The sequence below is a fragment of the Pseudomonas sp. TH49 genome, assembly GCF_016650625.1.
Taxonomy (GTDB): domain Bacteria; phylum Pseudomonadota; class Gammaproteobacteria; order Pseudomonadales; family Pseudomonadaceae; genus Aquipseudomonas; species Aquipseudomonas fluorescens_H.
This window is the reverse complement of record NZ_JAEKFL010000002.1, coordinates 424762-444805: the sequence shown is the minus strand read 5'-3', so window position 1 is coordinate 444805 and position 20044 is coordinate 424762. Positions and strand designations below refer to the sequence as shown.

Annotated in this window: 20 protein-coding genes; 12 read left to right on the top strand and 8 right to left on the bottom strand. The window is 61.8% G+C overall.

Going from position 1 to position 20044, the window contains the following annotated elements; all coding sequences use genetic code 11:
• Window positions 1-34: 34 nt before the first annotated feature.
• Window positions 35-1111: a C45 family autoproteolytic acyltransferase/hydolase gene (locus JFU48_RS19465; protein WP_201137358.1), complete on the bottom strand. Its 1077-nt coding sequence runs from the start codon at window positions 1109-1111 to the stop codon at window positions 35-37.
• Between the two features lie 37 nt (window positions 1112-1148).
• Window positions 1149-2876 carry an amidohydrolase gene (locus JFU48_RS19460; RefSeq protein WP_201137357.1) on the bottom strand — a complete coding sequence of 576 codons (1728 nt, stop codon included), beginning with the start codon at window positions 2874-2876 and terminating at the stop codon, window positions 1149-1151.
• Between the two features lie 106 nt (window positions 2877-2982).
• Between JFU48_RS19460 and JFU48_RS19455 the strand changes: the two genes are divergently transcribed.
• Window positions 2983-3942 carry a LysR family transcriptional regulator gene (locus JFU48_RS19455; RefSeq protein ID WP_201137356.1) on the top strand — a complete coding sequence of 320 codons (960 nt, stop codon included), beginning with the start codon at window positions 2983-2985 and terminating at the stop codon, window positions 3940-3942.
• Window positions 3905-4675: an APH(3')-II family aminoglycoside O-phosphotransferase gene (locus JFU48_RS19450; RefSeq protein ID WP_201137355.1), complete on the top strand. Its 771-nt coding sequence runs from the start codon at window positions 3905-3907 to the stop codon at window positions 4673-4675. The genes JFU48_RS19455 and JFU48_RS19450 overlap by 38 nt, the downstream gene beginning before the upstream one ends.
• An 8-nt stretch (window positions 4676-4683) precedes the next feature.
• On the opposite strand, the gene JFU48_RS19445 is transcribed toward JFU48_RS19450, so the two are convergent.
• Complete coding sequence (locus JFU48_RS19445) at window positions 4684-4959, bottom strand: DUF2798 domain-containing protein (protein WP_103485883.1); 276 nt, start codon at window positions 4957-4959, stop codon at window positions 4684-4686.
• Between the two features lie 127 nt (window positions 4960-5086).
• Here JFU48_RS19445 and JFU48_RS19440 point away from each other — a divergent pair, with 127 nt between their 5' ends.
• Together JFU48_RS19440 and JFU48_RS19435 are read left to right on the top strand one after the other, a co-directional pair.
• Window positions 5087-6016 (top strand): LysR family transcriptional regulator, encoded by a 930-nt coding sequence (locus JFU48_RS19440; RefSeq protein WP_201137354.1) that lies wholly within the window; start codon window positions 5087-5089, stop codon window positions 6014-6016.
• Between the two features lie 71 nt (window positions 6017-6087).
• On the top strand, window positions 6088-6540 hold the full coding sequence (locus tag JFU48_RS19435) for a hypothetical protein (protein ID WP_201137353.1): 453 nt from the start codon (window positions 6088-6090) through the stop codon (window positions 6538-6540).
• Here JFU48_RS19435 and JFU48_RS19430 read toward each other — a convergent pair.
• Window positions 6533-7438, bottom strand: coding sequence for a LysR substrate-binding domain-containing protein (locus tag JFU48_RS19430; protein ID WP_201137352.1), 906 nt, complete (start codon window positions 7436-7438; stop codon window positions 6533-6535). The two genes, JFU48_RS19435 and JFU48_RS19430, sit on opposite strands and share 8 nt — an antisense overlap.
• Before the next feature lie 189 nt (window positions 7439-7627).
• Between JFU48_RS19430 and JFU48_RS19425 the strand changes: the two genes are divergently transcribed.
• The 3 genes from JFU48_RS19425 to JFU48_RS19415 all read left to right on the top strand — a co-directional run bounded on the left by JFU48_RS19425 (window position 7628) and on the right by JFU48_RS19415 (window position 9807).
• Window positions 7628-8248 carry a LysE family translocator gene (locus JFU48_RS19425; RefSeq protein ID WP_003225827.1) on the top strand — a complete coding sequence of 207 codons (621 nt, stop codon included), beginning with the start codon at window positions 7628-7630 and terminating at the stop codon, window positions 8246-8248.
• A 74-nt stretch (window positions 8249-8322) separates the two neighbouring features.
• Entirely contained in the window at window positions 8323-9162 is an 840-nt protein-coding gene (yghU, locus tag JFU48_RS19420; RefSeq protein ID WP_201137351.1) for a glutathione-dependent disulfide-bond oxidoreductase, read from the top strand.
• A gap of 288 nt (window positions 9163-9450) precedes the next feature.
• The gene (locus JFU48_RS19415; protein ID WP_103522450.1) at window positions 9451-9807 is read left to right on the top strand and encodes a hypothetical protein; all 357 of its coding nucleotides are present in this window, start codon (window positions 9451-9453) and stop codon (window positions 9805-9807) included.
• Here the strand turns inward: JFU48_RS19415 and JFU48_RS19410 are convergent.
• The 4 genes from JFU48_RS19410 to JFU48_RS19395 all read right to left on the bottom strand — a co-directional run bounded on the left by JFU48_RS19410 (window position 9804) and on the right by JFU48_RS19395 (window position 13698).
• Window positions 9804-10532 (bottom strand): type 1 glutamine amidotransferase, encoded by a 729-nt coding sequence (locus JFU48_RS19410; RefSeq protein WP_201137350.1) that lies wholly within the window; start codon window positions 10530-10532, stop codon window positions 9804-9806. The genes JFU48_RS19415 and JFU48_RS19410 overlap by 4 nt on opposite strands.
• Window positions 10533-10590: 58 nt before the next feature.
• Entirely contained in the window at window positions 10591-11799 is a 1209-nt protein-coding gene (locus JFU48_RS19405; protein WP_103522248.1) for an FAD-dependent monooxygenase, read from the bottom strand.
• The gene (locus JFU48_RS19400) at window positions 11799-12308 is read right to left on the bottom strand and encodes a MarR family winged helix-turn-helix transcriptional regulator (protein WP_201137349.1); all 510 of its coding nucleotides are present in this window, start codon (window positions 12306-12308) and stop codon (window positions 11799-11801) included. Before JFU48_RS19400 ends, JFU48_RS19405 begins: the two co-directional genes overlap by 1 nt.
• 193 nt (window positions 12309-12501) lie before the next feature.
• Window positions 12502-13698 (bottom strand): MFS transporter, encoded by a 1197-nt coding sequence (locus JFU48_RS19395; protein ID WP_201137348.1) that lies wholly within the window; start codon window positions 13696-13698, stop codon window positions 12502-12504.
• 206 nt (window positions 13699-13904) lie between these two features.
• Between JFU48_RS19395 and JFU48_RS19390 the strand changes: the two genes are divergently transcribed.
• The 5 genes from JFU48_RS19390 to JFU48_RS19370 all read left to right on the top strand — a co-directional run bounded on the left by JFU48_RS19390 (window position 13905) and on the right by JFU48_RS19370 (window position 20018).
• On the top strand, window positions 13905-14837 hold the full coding sequence (locus JFU48_RS19390; RefSeq protein WP_201137347.1) for an AraC family transcriptional regulator: 933 nt from the start codon (window positions 13905-13907) through the stop codon (window positions 14835-14837).
• Window positions 14838-14925: 88 nt separating this feature from the next.
• Entirely contained in the window at window positions 14926-15381 is a 456-nt protein-coding gene (locus JFU48_RS19385; protein WP_011333895.1) for a (2Fe-2S)-binding protein, read from the top strand.
• Entirely contained in the window at window positions 15381-17633 is a 2253-nt protein-coding gene (locus tag JFU48_RS19380; protein ID WP_201137346.1) for a xanthine dehydrogenase family protein molybdopterin-binding subunit, read from the top strand. The genes JFU48_RS19385 and JFU48_RS19380 overlap by 1 nt, the downstream gene beginning before the upstream one ends.
• A gap of 17 nt (window positions 17634-17650) precedes the next feature.
• The gene (locus JFU48_RS19375; RefSeq protein ID WP_201137345.1) at window positions 17651-19003 is read left to right on the top strand and encodes a c-type cytochrome; all 1353 of its coding nucleotides are present in this window, start codon (window positions 17651-17653) and stop codon (window positions 19001-19003) included.
• A gap of 10 nt (window positions 19004-19013) precedes the next feature.
• Window positions 19014-20018, top strand: coding sequence for an XdhC family protein (locus tag JFU48_RS19370; RefSeq protein WP_201137344.1), 1005 nt, complete (start codon window positions 19014-19016; stop codon window positions 20016-20018).
• Window positions 20019-20044 lie beyond the last annotated feature (26 nt).

Below are 20044 nucleotides of genomic sequence, written 5' to 3'. Positions count from 1 at the left end.
CATTGCTCGTTTTGTTTTTATTGGAGGCCGTGATTCAGAAACGCAGATGGCCGTTTCGGGCGAGCTGTTTGGGGTTGCCGGCGGCGTATTCGAGGACGCTGTTCTCGGTGTCGATGCCGATGGTCAGCAGAGTCTCCCAGCGTTCGGTCGCCGGCATGCTCAGATCCGGGTGGAAGCAGATCGGAGCGTCGTCACCCGCCTCGCCGCACATGGCGTCTGCCCGATGGCTCAGGTTGCCACTGGCCATGTTTTGCAGCGCCGCGTTGACGTGGTCGAAACGCGCGTAAGTCGTCGAGGCATCGGGGGTACGCTCGCCGAGGCTCAGTTCGGGATCGAGAAAGTGGTTGGTGTGGGTGATCCAGCCCTCGGCATCGGGCCGCACCACTGCAGTGAATGCGGGCGACATTTCAATGCTCACCGCACGCGGGCTTGAGTCCTCGCGGGAGAACACGGTCAGCACCGTGGAAGCGCTGACCCGCGCTGAACGCGCCAGCGCAATCGCTTCGTCAACGCTGCTGGCTTCTTCAAGGATGCGCCGGGCAATCGCATGCACCGGCACCCCGGCAGATCCATTGTCGCTGGCGTGATGCAGGATGTTGAAGTGCAAGCCCAGCCCGGCGCTGTTGACGCCGATCTTGCCGAGCATGCCGAACTCGGTGAACAGTTTGACCGTCATGCCTGCGGCCGTAGTCAGTTGCAGAATCAGCCCGTTGGGCACCAGCGAATCGTGCCAGTCCCAGGTCTGGATGCTGCGCGGCGGCAATGCGCCGTTGGGGGCGAACACGGCGGTCGAGCACTCGCCTTCGGTGGACGCCGGCATTACCGCGAGAATCTCGGTACGGGCATTCAGGCTGGCGAGCTGCCAAAGCGGCACCCCAGCACCTTCAGCAGTGGCGACGAGCTCTTCGGCGAGGCTCGGGCACCAGCCTTGGAGGGTTTGCAGACTGGCTTCACCGATGGCCTGCACCTGTGCCAGGGGAACACCGACCTGATTGAAGAAATCCAGATAGAGCGCCACCGTCTGGCGGATCTGCGCGGCCCAGGTAGTGCCAATCTGCTGCCCGCGAATCTGCGGGTTACGGGTGTCGGTGACGAAGCAATGAACATTCACGAAAAGATTTCCTTGTTGTCGTTTTGAAGGGCTGCCGTCACGGTTTACGGCGGTAGATTTCGCGACCGGCGAACCAGGTGTTGAGCACCTGGGTGTCGCGCAGAGCGGCGGGCTCGACCGTGAACACATCGCGGTCGAGGACGATCATGTCGGCCTGCTTGCCGGGCTTGAGCGAACCGATCTGGTCTTCAAGGCGCAGCACCTTGGCCGCGTTGAGGGTGTAGGCCTGGAACATGACCTGACGGTCGATGTCTTCGGCGGCGTTGAGCACGCCTTTCGGGCCTTTGCGGCTGACGGCCTGATAGATCGCCTTCCACGGCTCCGGGGTGGTGATCGGCCAGTCGCTGGCACCGGCGATGGTCGCGCCGTTCTTCAACAGCGAGCGCGCCGGATAGGTGTACATGAAGGCCATCGCGCTGACGTAAGGTTTGACCAGGTCCATGCTCGACTCATCGGCGGCAGCCCAGAACATCTGCATCGAGGCGATGACATTCAGCGCCTTGAAACGAGCGAACTCCTTGGGATTGACCATTTGCAGGTGAGTGATCGAATGGGCGATGCCACTCTGACGATCCTTGCGCGCCTGCTCGATGCCGTTAAGCGACTCACGCACCGCGCGGTCACCGATGGCGTGGATGTGCACCAGCCAGCCGCGCGCATCGGCAGCGCTGACCAGCTCGCCGAAGTGCACCGGCTCGATCAGCAGCTCACCGGTCTTTTTCGAGTTGCGGTACGGCTCGAGCATCGCCGCGCTTTGCGCCGGCACTTCGGCCACGCCGTCAGCGAAAATCTTGATCCCCGGCAAGGTCAGATTGCTGACTCCAAGGAACTGTTGGCGCACCTTGTCCAGCTCATCGAGGTCGGCCGGTCTGGCCTTGGAATCCGCCATCAACAGCGCCGCGACGTGGGCGGTGAGTTCGCCGTTTTCCGAGAGTTTTTTGTAGGTCGGCAACACACCGAGCGAGGTGTTGGTAACGTCACTGCCCGGGACTTCGTTGGCGAGCGGGTCCATCCATCCGGTGATCCCCAGGCTCTTGTAGTAGTTCAACGCCGCGCGCCCAGCGGCCAGCAAGGTGTCAGCGGTCGGCGGCGGCAGCAAGGCCTGCACCGGGTACAGTCCGGCATCGACGAGGAAGCCATCCGGGCTGCCGTCGGAGTGATGGCCGATGGTTGCCTGCTCTTCGCCCTTGAGCGTTTTAACTTTCTCTGCCGTGACGCCGGCGCGTTCAAGCATCGCCCGATTGGCCCAGCCGGTGTGCAGATCCCAGCCCAGCAGGAGGATCGGCTGGTTCGCCCATTCGCCCTGATTGAAACGCTGCTCGAGGGCGGCGATGTCGCTCCAGTAGGTCGACGGCAACCCGCCGACACTGAGGAAATCCCCACGCTGCGCCTTACCGTCCTGACGCCATTGGCGCAGGCGTTGTTCCAGTTGATCAAGCGGCAACAGTTGCCCGTCGAGGTTGGCCTGCAACATCTGCAGACCGCCCTTGATCGTGTGGGAATGCGAGTCGATGAAGCCCGGCATCAGCACTTTGCCGTGCAGGTCGATCACTTGCGTGGCCAGCGTCTTCAGGCGCATCACCTGCGCATCCGTGCCCACGGCAAGGATCTTGCCGTTCTCCACCGCGACCGCTTGCTGCAAGGGCTGGCCGGGTTCGGCGGTGTAGACCTTGGCGTCGTGCAGGATCAGATCGGCGGACGCCAGACTTTCCAGTGAGGCACAGGCCAGTGCCGATGACACCATCAGGGTCAGTAGCTGCTTCATGAGGCTTCTCGTTATTTTTGTTAGGCTGCGAGCAAGCCTATCCAAGCCTTGGCGATAACTGAATGCCACCTCGCGCACAACTTCTGTGCCCAGCAGGAATAGATCAATGGACAAGATGAGTGCCCTGACGATGTTCGTCGCCACCGCCGAACACGGCAATTTCAGCCGCGCCGCCGAGGTGCTCGGCAAGACTCCGTCGGCCCTGACCAAAGCCGTGGCGCAACTGGAAGAAGAGCTTGGCACGCGGCTGTTCGACCGGACGACCAGACGCATGGCGTTGACCGAGGCCGGACGGATTTATCTGGATGGCGCGCGGCAGGCGTTGATGCAACTGCAATTGGCCTGCGAGGGTGTCGAACAGCTCAGGCACGAATTGAGCGGCGGCCTGCGCATCACCGCACCGCCCTCCTTCGCCCCGGCGTTTCTCAACGACGTCTGCTGCCGCTTTCTCGACGCCCACCCACAGGTGCATCTGGAAGTCGACTTGAGTGACAGCTATGACGATCCGGTGGATGGCGGTTACGATCTGGCGCTGCGTGACGGCCCGATCGATCTGCCGGGCGTGATCGCTCAACCCATCGTCGAGAATCGGGTGGTGCTGTGCGCCAGCCCGACGTATCTGGCGCGCAAGGGGCAAGAGGTGTCACTGGACAACTATCAGCAGCACGACTGGCTGATCTTTCGTCACCCGCTGCTCAACCGGCATTTCTGGTGGGTCAAGCAAGGTGACCGGAGGATTCGCCTGACCCAGCCGAGTCCACGGGTGGCCAGCGACAATTACGACTTCCTGCTGGCCTGCCTGCTGAAGGGTCAGGGCCTGCAGTTTCTGCCGCAATGGAGCGCCGCGCCGTATCTGGCTAGCGGCGAACTGGTGGAAGTGATGCCCGAGTACTGGCGCGAGCCAAGCGCGTTCGGCCCGTGGATTTACGTGTTGTATCTGGCCCACCGGCGCAACACGCGCAAGGTCAAAGTGTTTATCGAATTCTTGAAGGCGCACTGGCGCCCACTGTCACAAGGGACGAATGAAAATGGATCTGCCACAGACATGGCGCCAGCGTTTCGCTGACACCCGCTACGAACAGCAAACCATCGGCGTATCCCGCGCCGATGTGTTCCGCCTGACGCCCGCCGGCTCAGCGCCGCTGTTCGTCAAATCGGAGCCGCGAATCAGCTTCTCCGAATTGCCTGGCGAAGTGCAGCGCCTGCGCTGGCTGGCGGAGCAGGATCTGCCAGCGGCGCGCGTGCTCGACAGCGTCGAAGAAAGCGAGCGCTTCTGGTTGCTGATGACCGCTGTACCGGGACGCGATCTCGCCAGCAGCGAACATCTCACGCCGCAGCAAATCGTCTCGCTGGCGGCGAATGCCTTGCGCACGCTGCATGCAATCGACATTGAAGACTGCCCATTCGATCATCGCCTCGACGCGAAAATCGCCCTGGCCCGAGAGCACCTGTTGGCCGGTTTGATCGACGAAGAGGATTTCGACGACTCGCGCCTCGGCCAAAGCGCCGAAGCGCTGTTCGAGCAGATGCTGGCCGCACGCCCGGACAGCGAAGACCTGGTGGTGACTCACGGCGACGCGTGCCTGCCCAACCTGCTCGCCGACCACGGTCGCTTCAGCGGTTTCGTCGACTGCGGGCGGCTGGGTGTTTCCGACCGTTTCCAGGACCTTGCACTGACAGCCCACAGCATCGCCTACAACCTCGGCGAGCAATGGGTGCCGGCATTTTTCGAGGCTTATGGGGTGCAACCGGATCTGCGAAAAGTCGCTTTCTATCAGTTGCTCGACGAGTTTTTCTGAGGCACGCATCAACGATGCGGATGCACCGTCAGCGCTACCAGTTTGATCACAATCGGCCGCACCACGAGGATGCAAAGGAAAGCCACCGGCATTGCCAGCTTGTAAGCGTGCAACGCATTACTCAGGTAGTCGTTATCAATCCCGGAATTGGCGGCGGTGATCACCAGCGACATCAGGAACGCCATGATCGTCGCCATGTACAACGCAAACACATAGGGCGTCGCTCGCGGCGACAGCTTGCGCCGACCGAGATATAAGGCATCGGTGGTGGTTCTTTGATTCATAGGGCTTTTCCATCCGTTGACAGGGAGTCGGCACCTTAGCAAAGCCGCCCTGCGCGCAACTAGACGGCCCGCCACAGGTACTTTATAAAGCACAACTTACGAATCAAACCCATGCGGCGGGACACGGATGAATCTGTTGGCGGCGATTGCCAGCTTTATCAAAGTGGTCGAAGCCGGCTCCATCGTCGGCGCCGCCAAGACGCTGGGTGTCAGTGCAGCAGCGGTGAGCCAGACCCTCAATCGCCTCGAAACGCACCTCGGCGTTCGCTTGTTGCAGCGCACCACCCGCCGCATGGCCCTCACCGAAAATGGTGCGCTGTATTACGAAAAGGTGCGACGCATCGCGGCTGATCTGGAGTCGGCGCAAAGTGCGATCGTCAGCGATGAAAGCGAACTGCAAGGGCGTTTGAGCATCGCCTCCACCAGCGCATTCGGCCGCCACGTCCTGGCGCCGTTACTCGCCAGTTTCGCCGCGCTGCATCCGCGCCTGCTGGTCGAGCTGTCGACCACCAACGGCAAGATCAATCACATCCAGGACGGCATCGACCTGAGCCTGCGGATCAAGCCGCAACTGGAAGACGGCATCGTCGCGCGCCGGATTGTTTCCCTGCCGTTCATCTTCTGCGCCGCCCCCGCCTACCTCGAACGCGCCGGCGTGCCGCAATCACCGCAAGACCTGCAACACCACGCCTGTCTGGCGTTCCGTTATCCATTGGACGGGCGTTTTCTGCGCTGGGGTTTCCTCCGCAACGGCGAGCACTACGACGCCCCGATCAACGCCACCGCCATCAGCGACGACATCGATGTTCTGACGCAAATGGCAGTCAACGGCGCAGGCGTTACGCGCCTGGCCGAATTCGTCGCCGCGCCTTATCTTGAGAGCGGTCAACTGGTGCCACTGTTCGACGATCTCCAAGGTGAGGCGCAGGCTTATGTCGAACCGATGGACATCTACGCCTGCGTGCAAGAGCGAGCGGCGATGACGCCGAAGGTCAGAGCTTTCATGGATTATCTAACTGAACACCTGAACAGACGCTGGCCGATGCAAGCGCCTTGAGCCGCGGCGCATACCGGCGTGCCGATCTGCTTAACTGGCTCATTGCAGCCTCTCAACTCAGGAGATCGGTAATGAAGCTCACCACTCCACTCACAGCAATCCTGATAGCAACCGCCCTTGCCGGATGCGCCGGTTCATCCGGCTCCAGCGTGAACCTGCCGTTGACCGCCACCCGTCAAAACACCGGGCAGATCGGCAATGTCACGCTGTCTGACTGGGGCCAGCAAACCAACTTCAGTTTCTTCATCAGCGGCGCGCCGAGCGGTGCCTCGCTGCCCTTGCGCCTATATGCCTTTATCAACAAGGGCAGTTGCCAGCAGCCGGGACCGGTGGCCTATGCGTTGAACGACAGGGTCAATACCGAACGACAGGCGATTCGTGGCTGGACGTTTTCCCGGAGCGCGCCGGTGGCCCTGTCGCCATTGCTATCCGGCAATTACTCCGTGGTAGTGCGCACGGCGGCGACCGATGGCAGCGTGGATATTTTTTGCGCGGACCTGCGTCAGGGCAGCATCACTAAATAGCGCCGGGCGAATCATCAGCCCCCTCAAACTGCCGGCTACAGGCGCTCATCTGCTGGGTGATCCACTCGCGGAAAACCATGGCATTGGTGCTCTGCTCAAAGGGTTGCGGCGATAACAGGCAATAACTCGAGCCGTCGCGAATGAAGCCGAAAGGCGCGATCAATTGGCCGGATTTGAGCTCGTCCTGAACCATCAGAAACGACGCCATGGCGATCCCTTGCCCCGCCAACGCCGCTTGAATGCACAGATAGAAGTGTTCGTAGTCGACCCGACTGACCTGCACCGTGATCATGTCGGCCAGTCGAAGCCAGTTATCCCACGCCTGTGGGCGCGTCTTGCTGCGCAGCATGCAGGCACCGCGCAAATGATCGCTTGCAGGACGACTGGACGGCACGCAGACCGGGCCGATCCACTCCTCACAAAGGGTCACCCCATGCACGGTCTCGTCCCAATGAAAATCGTCACGGCGGATCGCCAGATCCACCCCTGAACGAGCGAAGTCGATGGGCCCGCCGGCCGTCAGCAATTGCACCTGCAACTGTGGGTGTGCGCTGTGGAAGTCAGGCAAGCGCGGAATCAGCCATTTCATGGCGATGGTCGGCTCGCAGGACACTACCAGCACGTCATCGTGGACTTCGCGTTGCAGACGATAAACAGCGCTTTCCAACTGTTCGAACATCGGCGCGGTGACATTGAACAGCAAGCGCCCGGCGTGGTTGAGAAAGATCGCCCGATTGCGCCGCTCGAACAATTCCACGCCAATCGCCTCCTCCAGCAAGCGCACCTGGCGGCTGACCGCACCGTGGGTAACGTGCAGAAGCTCGGCAGCTTTTACAAAACTCTGGGTCTGGGCGGCGGTGTTGAAGAAGCGAAAGGCAGCCAATGGGGGAAGGTTCATATAGGCGATGATTTCTCACAGATTTTCGCGACTATAAATCGTTTTTTTTGCCGAAGATACTTCTCCATCATGGCGCCGCTCGAGTCCGCTAGAGCAGATTTGCATCAACCACTGTTGGTCGTTGGTACAGATCGAAGCTCGATATCTGTGAATTCGAGTAGCGCAAATATCGTCATGGAGAGAGCAGGAATGAACGAGTTGTTTCTGGTAATCGCGATCACCATTTTGGCCGTGATCAGTCCAGGGCCGGACTTTGCCATGGTCACCCGCAACAGTTACGCCTATGGCCGGCGAAGCGGTTTGCTGGCTGCGCTGGGCATTGCCTGCGGCGTGCAGGTTCATGTGTTCTACACCGTGTTCGGGGTGGCGCTGATCATTACTCAATCGCCGGTACTGTTCTGGATGATGAAGCTGCTGGGTGCCGGTTACCTGGTCTATCTGGGCATCAAATCCTTTACCAATAAATCTGTACTGACATTTGCCGAGGCGGGCGCTTCGGCACCCCGTGCCTGGAAGGTGTTCTGCTCAGGCTTTCTGACCAATGCACTGAATCCGAAAACCATGCTGTTCGTGGTGGCGGCGTACAGCCAGGTGGTGGAGCCAGGCAGTTCCCTGACAGCAAACTTCGCCTATGGCTTGTTCATGTCGTTCACTCACTGGGCGTGGTTCAGCCTGGTTGCACTGTTTTTTTCAACGGATCGATTACGCCGCCTGATGCTGGAAAAACAGCGGCTCATCGACAAGGTGATTGGTACCGCACTGATTGGTCTGGCGGCGTGTTTGATGATTCCCGGGGTTGCACAGTCCTGAGGTAGAGCGTTTATGCTGTCGAGTCTGATACCTGTCGAGGTATCCCTCGGCACACCCACGATGAGGCCCATTTCATGAGTAAAGCGCCCTACGTACCGCCCAAGGTCTGGAAACACGAAGCGCCGTCCGGCGGCCAGTTCGCCAATATCAACCGCCCGATTGCCGGGCCGACCCATGAAAAGACGTTGCCGGGGGGCAAGCATCCGTTGCAGCTGTATTCGCTGGCGACGCCCAACGGCGTGAAGGTGACCATCCTCCTGGAAGAATTGCTCGCACTGGGGCATACCGGTGCCGAGTACGATGCGTGGCTGATCCGCATCAACGAGGGGGATCAGTTCTCCAGCGGTTTTGTCGAGATCAATCCGAACTCGAAGATTCCAGCGCTGCTCGACCGCAGCACACAGCCGCCGATTCGGGTGTTCGAGTCCGGTTCGATCCTGCTGTATCTGGCGGAAAAATTCGGCGCCTTCCTGCCGAAAGATCCCGCCGGTCGCACGGAAACCCTGAACTGGCTGTTCTGGCAAATGGGCGCGGCGCCTTATCTGGGCGGCGGCTTCGGGCACTTCTATGCGTATGCGCCGGAGAAGCTCGAATACCCGATCAACCGCTTCACCATGGAAGCCAAGCGTCAGCTTGATGTGCTTGACCGGCGCCTTGGCGAGAGCCGCTACCTGGCCGGCGACAGCTACACCATCGCCGACATCGCGGTCTGGCCGTGGTACGGGCAACTGGTGCGCAATAACGTGTATTCGGCGGCTGAATTTCTATCGGCACAGGATTACACGCACTTGCAGCGCTGGGCAGAAGAAATCGCCCAACGCCCTGCGGTGATTCGTGGCCAGCGCGTCAATCGCACCTGGGGTGACGAGGCCAGCCAGGTTCCTGAACGGCATCAGGCCAGCGATCTGGATTGACGCCGCGCTCCCACAAGGGTTCGGGTTGGACATGAGGATTTGAGAGCCCCAGCAATTACAGTGGGACTTGTGTTGGACTTGGGGATCCGGGATCACCCGCAATCCTTGTGGGAGCGGGCTTGCTCGCGAATGCGTCGGCTCAGTCAACACTGACATCACAGGCATACCGCTTTCGCGAGCAAGCCCGCTCCCACAGCAACATGAGGGCGCGACGCGCAAGTGCCCTGTTTCGCAAGACCCACCGGATAAACCTATCTCCACACCACCACTGTCACCGAAGGATCTGCAATGCCCCCTGGAAAACGAGAACTGGCACGGATCGAGCGACGCTTGATTGCCACACTCACCGACGCGTGTGAAACCGCAAAAGGCGAAATCAAAGGCTTCACCTGGCTGACCCACACCGCAGACCTGAACGCGTTGGCGGCAACCCTTAAAGTCATCTGGGTGTTCGAAACCGAGGCCGACAAAAACCTCGCCCTGACGCAAGCCAAGGCACGCATTTTTGAACTGACAGCCACCGCGCTGAGGGAGGCCGACATCGACCTGCCCCCCTCAGACCGCAACGTGCGACTCGACTCCGAGGAGGCGTGCCAACGCACGCACGGCGGCAACTGGAGTGAGCGCCTGGCCCGGTATTCCTAGCCATTGCGTTGCTGCTGATACTGCGCCACCAGCTTGTCGAGGAACTCGAACAGTTTCAGGTTCATCTCCTCATAAGCATTGGTTCGTAGCATCGCCGGCTGCTGAACGAAACGCCGATCCACCGCCGCCGCCAACTCGTCGCGGGACGCGGCAATCAAGCGCTCCACGACCTCCGTCGTGAACTCCATATGGCACTGGAAGCCGTAGACCAGATCGCCGTATTCGACAATCTGACGCGGGCAGCCCTCACTGACGGCGAGGACCTTCGCCTGCGCCGTCAGCCCCGGCATATCGTTGTGCCAATGCCCGACTTCGAGCACATCGCCAAAGTGCGCCACCTTGGCGTTGTCTTTGCCCGCCTCGGTCACGGCGATCGGAAAATTGCCGATCTCCTTTTCCGGACTGTGGCCATGCACAGCACCCAGCGCTTCGCCGAGCAATTGCGCACCCAGGCAAACGCCGACCACTGCCTTATTGGCGTTGATTGCTCTAAGGATCAGATCGCACTCGGCAGCCGCGTCGAAATGCGGGCATTCTTCCTTGCTCGTCGCCGGCGATTGCGGGCCGCCCAACACCACTAGCAGGTCGATGTTCTCGACGCTCGCGGGCAAGGCCTCATACGCATGAACCCGCGAATAACTCGCTTCATGGCCACGTTCGCGAACCCAGGTTTCATAGGCGCCGGGCGATTCGAATGCTTCGTGAACCACGAAATGAATGTTCATTGGAAATCCTTGGTGGGGCTGGATGAGTGATGTGCGAAAGACTATATGACACTTAGTGTCATTGGCAAATCCGTGGCTGGAGGTCATAACTCGGCAGCTCGATCGCGTCAGCCTGCGGCGAGAGAATTTTGCCGAATAAGGTTTTGAACCCCGGCGCGGTGGCCAGCCTCAACACCGCGTGGCCGAGCGCGATGCCAAGCCGCGAATGCGGCGATGCCAGCCTCGGCGCGAATCCCGGCACGCTTTGCGCTTGCGTCACGAAAGGACGCAGGCGTTTTTCGTAAGCGGCGAATGCGTCGGTGTGGTTGGTGTGGCGGCTCAACTCACCGGCCAGCACGTAAGCGCCGCACAGCCCAAGACTGGTGCCCATGCCACTGATCGGCGAAGCGCAATACGCGGCGTCACCCACGAGCGCGATGCGGCCCTTGGACCAACGGGGCATCTTGACCTGGCCCACCGCGTCCAGATAAAGGTCGGTTGCCTCCTCCAGCGCCGCCAGCACACGAGGTGTTTCCCAACCGGCATCGGTGAATATCTGTTTGAGCAGCGTTACCTGCTGATCTTTCGGCAGCTTTTCGTAGCCGCTTGGCGCTTGCTGAAAAGACAAAAAGGCGCGGGTAGTGCCCAGATTATCCGGGCGCAAACACACGCAGCGGCCGCCGGGAATGTTGTGCCAGCGCATGATCTGGCCATCGCTCGGCTGCCGAGGCACAGTGAAGTAAGCGGTGTAGAGATTGAGGGGACGGCGCTGGACCTCGTCACCGAACACCTGATTGCGCGTCGTCGAACCGATCCCTTCGGCCACGATCACCAGATCGTAAACCTGCTCGCCGCCCTGCTCGAAGCGCACATGCACCTGCTCGCCATCGTCCTCAAGGGTTTCAATGCTGTCGCCGAACCGATAAGTGACCCGATCTTCGCTGTGCTGGATCAAGAGTCTGGCGAGTTCGCCACGCAGAATTTCCAGCTCGGCAATCGGGCCGTCACCGTCGAAGGCATCCACATCAATGAACGCCTTGGTCTGGTTGTTCTGATCCACAAAGGCGATGCCCTGTTCATGGGTCGTGTTCGCCCGAATCTGCTCCTCCAGGCCCATACGCTGCACGACGACGCGACCGGCGCCACGCACATCGATCGTCTGCCCACCATCGCGAAACGCAGGCGCCCTTTCGACCACGGTGACGTCCATGCCCTGTCGGGACAACCAATACGCCAAGGCAGGCCCGGCGATGCTCGCGCCGGTCACCAGAACTTTTTGAGCTTTCATCACGCGTCCTGATGTTCAGAAGTGGAATCGATGCTACCCGGCAATGTACTGCGGTAAACCTCGATCACCTGCCCGAGAAACCCTTCGACCACGGCACGCTCCTGCCCTTCAAGTGCGCCGAGCACTGCGCCCAGGCCGTTGAGCATCGGCGCGATATGCCGATAAGCCTGCGCCACCGAGTCGGCCACGGGACAGACCAGCACCCGGCGTTTGTCATCCAGCTGACGCTCACGCACCACATGCCCGGCGCGCTCGAGCCGGTCGATGACCTGGGTGATGCCTGCCGTGGTCACTGAAAGACGCGCGGCAAGTTCGGTTGGCGGCAGGGGCCCGTCAGTGATCAGGTGCTCCAGCGCTGCCATGTCGGTCTGATTGATGCCCAGCGCCATGCCCAGGTTGCTCGAGGCTTTACGGGTCAGAATGGCGATTTGCTGCAACTGCTGGCCGACGGTGTCGCCGGCAATTTGCAGGTTGCGCGGATCTTCGACTGGAGGTGATGGCGACTTCATACTGAGGAGATATCCAGGATTTCAAGGCTGATCATGATGAGAAAAGCCAAACTAGCATATAGCTAACTTGCTTAGCTAGTTTCCTGAAATGAAGCGTCTCGACACGAACCACTGGCGTAGCTGAGCCAGGCTATGAACGCTGCGAAAGGATTGATTGGGGACCGATAATGCCTGTAGCGCTGGCCCGATCTCGTCAACCGGTCGCGTTCGACTCGATAGGATGAACCTCAGTTGCACTGCGCCCCGCAAACCAGGCGAGCACAGACGCCACCACCAACACGGCAGCGCTCAGCTCGAAGGTGGCTTTATAACCGCTCAGGTCAAACGCCAGTCCACCGACGATTGCCCCTCCGGCGATTGCCAGTTGCACGATGGCCACGAGCAGCCCTCCGCCGGCTTCGGCATCTTCCGGAAGCGTCTGCGCCAGCCATGTCCACCAGCCAACCGGAGCCGCCGTAGCCACCAGACCCCATAGCCCGAGCAGCACCGCGGTCAGCAGCGGCGATGCGCCGAAGTTCACCAGCGCCAGTGCGATGACCGCCATTATCAGCGGGATAACCGTAAGCGTGCGGTACAGGCCGGTGCCGAGGAATCTTTCGATCACAAAGGTCCCGATGAACCCTGCAAGCCCCAGTCCCAGCAGCATCAGGGACAGGGTTGAGACGCTGACCCCGGTGACCCCTTCCAGAAACGGCCGCAGGTAGGTGAACAGCATGAATTGCCCCATGAAAAATACGCTGACAGCGACCATCCCCAAGGCGACCGGCCATTGCTTCATCAGCCGCAGGGCATTGCCGCCACCGGCCTGACGCTCGAGCTTGAAGGACGGCAGACTGATCAGCAGCCACACGGCCGCCAGCGCGGCGACCGGAACCACGCAGAAGAATGCGCCGCGCCAACCTATCAGCGAGCCGAGGAAGCTGCCCGCCGGAGCGGCGATTACTGTCGCCAGTGCGTTCCCGCCGTTGACGATCGCCAGTGCCCGAGACACTTGGTCAGGCTGCACCAGACGCATCGCGGTCGCCGCCGACAACGACCAGTAACCGCCGATCGCGATGCCGATCAGGGCCCGCCCGAACATGAACGAGGGGTAGCCCGGCGCGAACGCGACCACCGTACCCGACACGATCATCAGCAAGGTCAGCCCCAGCAGCAACTTCTTGCGCTCGACACGCGCGGCGACCGCGGCAATCACCAGACTGGTCATCAGGGCGAATGCACCGGACACGGAGATCCCCTGCCCGGCCTGGCCTTCGCTGATGTGCAGTTCGGCGGCAATGGGCGTCAGCAGGCTGACCGGCATGAATTCTGAAGCGACCAGCGCGAAGGCGGCCAACGACATGGCCAGCACGGCGCTCCAGCCGCGTTGTTCTGTAGAAAGGGAAGTCATGGGAACTACCTGTATTGCGAGAGGCGTCAGGATCGCGTTGTCGAATCGCGGCTCTCCTGTAATGGTTTGACACATTCTCCCGGGCGATTGACCTCTGCCCTAGTGCATTCCTCTTGAATGCTTGCCTGATCCTCTGAGGATGCAGGGTGATGTATAGGAAACGCCTGTGCAGCGGATTAGAGTTCACTCAACAGGAGTTGCCCGACATGATCCCTACCTCGCTGCGCCACGAATCACCTTTGGCGTTGAACATTGACTCGCGCGTGAGCGTAGCGGGCGACTTCGCCACGTCGATACCCGGCCTGTCGCTGTTTCGTCGCGATCAGCCGGCGCCACCGACCGTGTGCATGATCGAGCCGAGCCTGATTCTGGTGGGCCGTGGGGAAAAGCGTTTGTGGGTCGGCGGTGAAGGTTACCGCTACGACCCTTCGCGGTTCCTGGTCACCTCGCTGGATCTGCCCGCCAACTCCGAAGTGCTGGTTGCCAGCCCCGAACAGCCCTGTGTCGGGCTGGTACTGAAACTGGATGTCGGCATGCTCGCCGAGGTCATCACCAAGGTGGGCTTGCCGGCCAAGCGGCATTCATCCTCGGGTTCAGGCGCTGGCATTGGCGACATGACGTGCGCCCTGCAAGGTGCGCTCGAGCGCCTGTTGGCATTACTCGATGAACCCGAGGCGATCCCGGTGTTGGCGCCGCTGGTGCTGCGGGAAATCCACTATCGGCTGCTCCATACCGATCAAGGCGCGCGGCTGCGGCAGATCACGGCCGTCGATGGCCAGGGTTATCGCATTGCCAAAGCCATCGACTGGCTCAAGGTCAACTACACCATGGCGCTGCGCATCGATGAACTGGCGGCGCGGGTGCAGATGAGCGCACCGACCTTTCACCATCACTTCCGCCAGCTCACCGGCATGAGCCCGCTGCAGTACCAGAAGTGGCTGCGATTGAACGAAGCCCGCCGGCTGATGTTGATGGAACGTCTGGACGTTTCGCGCGCGGCGTTTGCGGTCGGCTACGAAAGCCCCTCGCAGTTCAGCCGCGAATACGCACGCCTGTACGGCACCGCACCCAGTCGTGACATCGCGCTGCTGCGCGGTGAACCCTTCGCCGCAGAAGCACTGGGCAACGCGGCAAGCTGAGCAAAGAACACGCGTCACCGGTGAGGCGCCACGCCGCGTTTCACCGCCTATAAAAATGCACGTCAACCGATGATCGAGCGGGTGAACCATGGAACTACGAATCAACCAGAAAACCTATCAGGTCGATGCCGACGCCGATACGCCCCTGCTGTGGGTGATCCGCGATGACCTGGGCATGACCGGCACCAAATACGGCTGTGGACTGGCGCAGTGCGGCGCCTGCTCGGTGCTGGTGGACGGCAATGTGGTGCGCTCGTGCGTTACGCCGGTGGCCGGTGTGGTCGGCCGCGAGGTCACCACCATTGAGGCGATCGAGGCCGATGAAGTGGGCAAACGCGTGGTCTCGACCTGGGTCGATCTGCAGGTCGCCCAGTGCGGCTACTGCCAGTCCGGACAGGTGATGGCCGCCACGGCGCTGCTCAAGCAAAACCCAAAACCGAGTGACGCGCAGATCGAGGCGGCGATGGTCAACCTGTGCCGCTGCGGCACATACAACGCCATTCATGCCGCCGTGCATGAGCTGGCCGGCAAGGGAGACGCCTGATGAACGTGCGTATCGATCCTGCTCAGGAAGCCTCGGCACTGGCTTTGCACGAACCGATCAACGTGTCGCGCAGACGTTTCCTGGCCGGCACCGCCGTCGGCGCACTGGTGCTTGGCTTCGGTCTGCCGCTGGGTGCGACGCGCGTGCAAGCGGCAGCGGCGGCCGCGACTGCCGAGCGCGGCACGCAAGTCCCGGCGTTTCTGGAAATCCGTCCGGACAACCGCGTGCGCCTGCTCTGCCCGTTCATGGAGGGCGGACAAGGTACGTTCACCGCGATGGCGCAGATCGTCGGTGAAGAGCTGGATGCCGACCCGGCGACTTTCCTGGTGGAAGCCGCGCCGCCCGGCGAAGCCTATGTGGTGATGGAAAACGGCATGCGCATCACCGGCGGTAGCATGTCGGTGCGCATGAGTTACCCGGTGATGCGCCGCCTCGGCGCCCTCGCCCGCGCCATGCTGCTGCAGGCCGGTGCGCAGCAACTGGGGGTGCCGGTGAGCGAACTGAGCACCGAACCCGGCAAAGTCGTGCACGCGAAGTCGGGCCGCTCGGTGGCCTACGGCGCACTGGCCGAGCACGCCATGGATCTGCCGGTTCCCGATCCGGCCTCGGTGCAGCTGCGTGATCCGAGCCAGTTCCGCTGGATCGGCAAACCGGTGAAGCGCGTCGATGCCTACGACAAGTCCACGGGCAAGGCGCTCTACAGCATCGACCTGAAGGTCGACGACATGCTCCACGCCGCCGTTCAACATGCCCCGCGTCTGGGGATGACGGTGGGCAATCTGCGTAACGAAGAGCAGGTCAAGGCGATGAAAGGCGTGCATTCCGTGCATCGTCTGCCGGGTGCCGTGGCCGTGGTCGCCGAGCGCTGGTGGCACGCCAAACGTGCAGTGGAAGCGATTCAGGTCGACTGGCAGGAACCCACGGCCGACAGCAAGGTACGGCCGATGCCCGCCGACTTTTCCAGCGATGCCTGGCTCAAGCGCCTGGCTGAAGACAAAGGCCCGGCCAAGGATGATGAAAATGAAGGCGACGTGGCTGCAATTCTGGCAAGTTCCAAGACCCGGATCGACGCCACCTACCACAACCAGTACCTGAACCACGGCCAGTTGGAGCCGCCGTCGGCGCTGGCCCGATTCAATCCCGACGGTTCGCTGGAAGTCTGGCTGCCGAATCAGGCGCCGGACATGTTCCGTGCGGACATCGCCAAACGCACGGGGCTGGACCCGTCGCGGATTACCTTGCATTCGCCATTGCTCGGGGGCTTCTTCGGTCGGCATTTCCTCTACGACGCCGCCAGCCCCTACCCGCAGGCGATCGAGCTGTCCAAGGCAGTTGGCCGCCCGGTCAAACTGATCTGGAGCCGCGAGGAAGAGTTCCTGCGCGACGTGCTGCGTCCCGTAGCCGCCGTGAATTTCCGCGCCGCGCTGGACAACGACGGCTGGCCGCTGGCGATCGAAGCAATCAGCGCCACCGAAGGCCCGACCGAGGCGCTTGCCGGCAAGCAGGGTGAAAAGCTCGACCCGACGGCGCTTGAAGGGTTATCGGGCAAGTCCTATGCAATCCCCAACAAGCGCATCGCGCAGATCTACGCCAAAGGCCCGGCGATGCTGGGTTACTGGCGTTCGGTGGGCAACTCGCTCAACGACTTTTTCTATGAATCGTTCCTTGACGAACTGGCTGACAAGGGCGGCAAAGACCCGTTCGAACTGCGCCTGCATCTGCTGCGCGACAACCAACGACTGACCACGCTGCTGCAAGCAGTGGGCGAGCTGTCGGGTGGCTGGAAGCGTGGGCCGTTTACCGCGGCGGACGGCAGCAAACGCGCACGAGGCGTGGCGATGGCGTCGCCGTTCGGTACCCAGACCGCCGTGATCGCCGAGGTCTCCATCGAGAACGGTCAGGTCAAGGTGCACGACATCTGGCAGGCGATCGACCCCGGCAGCATCGTCAATCCGGCGATTGTCGAAGCGCAGGTCAATGGCGCGGTGGCGCTGGGATTGTCGCAGACGCTGGTGGAGGAAGCCGTGTGGATTGATGGCAAACCACGCGCGCGCAACTACGACTTGTATCCGATCCTGCCGCCTGCGCGGATGGCCCGGGTCCACGTGCGTGTTGTCGAGAGCGGGGAAAAAATGGGCGGCATCGGCGAACCACCGCTGCCCGCCGTCGCGCCCGCTGTCGCCAATGCGGTGGCAACGCTGACCGGGCAACGGGTGCGCAGCCTGCCCATGAGCCGACACACCTTCACTTGATCAGCGCCGGAGCGTCCATGAATAACCGCCGATTCGCAAGAACCGCTGGCTGGCTGGCAGTGCCGTGCCTGGTCGCGGCAGGCCTGCTGGCCTGGTATGTCACCCGCGAGCCTGTCTCGCCGCTTGAACACCAACCCCTCGCCGTGGCCGATATCGACCCGGCGCTGGTGGCCCGTGGCGAATACGTCGCCCGACTCAGCGATTGCGTCGCGTGCCACAGCGTGCCGGGCGGCGCACCGTTCGCTGGCGGCCTGGAAATGGCCACACCTCTGGGCGCGATTCACGCGACCAACATCACCCCGGAGCCGGAAACCGGCATCGGTCGCTACAGCCTGGCGGACTTCGACCGTGCGGTGCGCCACGGCGTGGCACCCGACAGCCGTCGTCTGTACCCGGCGATGCCCTACCCGTCCTACGCCAAGCTCAGTGACGACGACATGCGAGCGCTGTACGCGTTCTTCATGAAAGGCGTGGCACCGGTCAAGCAGGCGAATATCCCGAGCGCGATTCCTTTCCCGTTGAACCTGCGCTGGCCGATTGCGCTGTGGAACGGTGTGTTTGCCGATACCGAACCTTACGTGGCCAAAGCGTCGCAGGATGAAGTGTGGAATCGCGGCGCCTATCTCGTTCAAGGCGCCGGACACTGCGGCAGTTGCCATACGCCGCGCGGTCTGGCGTTCAACGAGAAGGCCCTGGATGAATCCGCCACGCCGTACCTCGCCGGCGCCTTGCTCGATGGCTGGTACGCGCCGAGCCTTCGGGATGACCACAACACCGGCCTGGGCCGCTGGAGCGAGCCGGAGATCGTGCAGTTCCTCAAGACCGGGCGCAACAGACACGCAGTGGTTTACGGCTCGATGACCGAGGCGTTCAACAACTCCACGCAGTTCATGAGCGATGACGATCTGACCGCAATTGCCCGTTATCTCAAGTCATTGCCGGGGGACCGTCAGCGCGACGGCCAGCCATGGCAGTACCAAGCGGTTTCGGCGACGGAACGTCTGGACGCGCCCGGTGCTCATACCTACGTCACGCGCTGTGCTTCGTGCCACGGTTTGGACGGCAAGGGCCAGTCGCAATGGATGCCACCGCTGGCCGGCGCCACCTCGGCACTGGCCAAGGAAAGTGCCTCGGCGATCAATATCACCCTCAACGGTTCGCAGCGGGTGGTGGCCGCCGGAGTGCCGGATGCCTATCGCATGCCGGCCTTCCGTGAGCAGTTGTCGGATCAGCAGATCGCCGAAGTGCTGACCTTCATGCGCAGCACCTGGGGCAATCAGGGCCGTGCCGTTGAAGCGCAGGCCGTCAACCAGCTGCGTGAACACACCGATCCGGCCAGCAGCAGCCCGATCATCCTGCAAATGCGTTAGAGGAACTTTGATGGAAAGCATCGACTTGCTGGTCCTGCGCACCGCGCGGGACTGGCTCGCCGCCGGCGAGCGAGTGTTGCTCGCCACGGTGGCGCGCACCTGGGGCTCTTCGCCACGTCCGACAGGGTCGATGATGGCCTTGCGTAACGACGGTCGCGCGGTCGGCAGCGTGTCCGGCGGCTGCATCGAAGACGACCTGATCGATCGCTACACCACCGCCCATGGCGGCAGCGGCTTCAAGGACGCTGCGCCCGAGGTGGTGCGCTACGGCTTCAGCGCCGACGAGGCGCATCGTTTCGGTTTGCCCTGTGGCGGCACGCTTGAGCTGATTCTCGAGTTCAACCCGTCGTGGCAGGTGCTGGACGAACTGCTGGTGCAACTGGATGCCGGGCAACTGGTGCGCCGCTGCCTGGCACTGGATAACGGTCAGGTCACACTGCAAGCCACGGCAACCCCGGAGCAATTCAGTTTCGACGGCCAGCGGATGCTCAATACCCTCGGGCCGGGGTATCGGCTGCTGATGATCGGTGCCGGCGCGCTGGCCGAGTATCTGGCGACCATGGCGCTATTCAACGGCTTCAAGGTCGCGGTGTGCGACCCGCGTGCGGAATACCTCGAAACCTGGGCGGTGAACGGCGTGGAGCGGATCATCGGCATGCCGGATGACGTGGTGCGCGACTTCGCGGTCGATCTGCGCACCTGCATCGTCGCCTTGAGTCATGATCCGCGACTCGACGACCTGGCACTGCTCGAAGCCCTCCACAGCCCGGCGTTTTACATCGGCGCCATCGGTTCGCGGCGCAATAGTCAGCTGCGTCGCGAACGTCTGATCGAGCATTTTGGTGAGACCCAAGCGTCACTCGAACGCCTGCACGGGCCAATCGGCATTTATATTGGCAGCAAGACACCGGCGGAAATCGCGGTCAGCGTGATGGCCGAGATCCTTGCCGCGAAAAATGGCGCCAGTCTGCCGAAAGAGTTTTCAATCGCCAGCTCCAAGGCGCAGGAAGCCTGACTGACTTAAACAATAGCGATCATCAG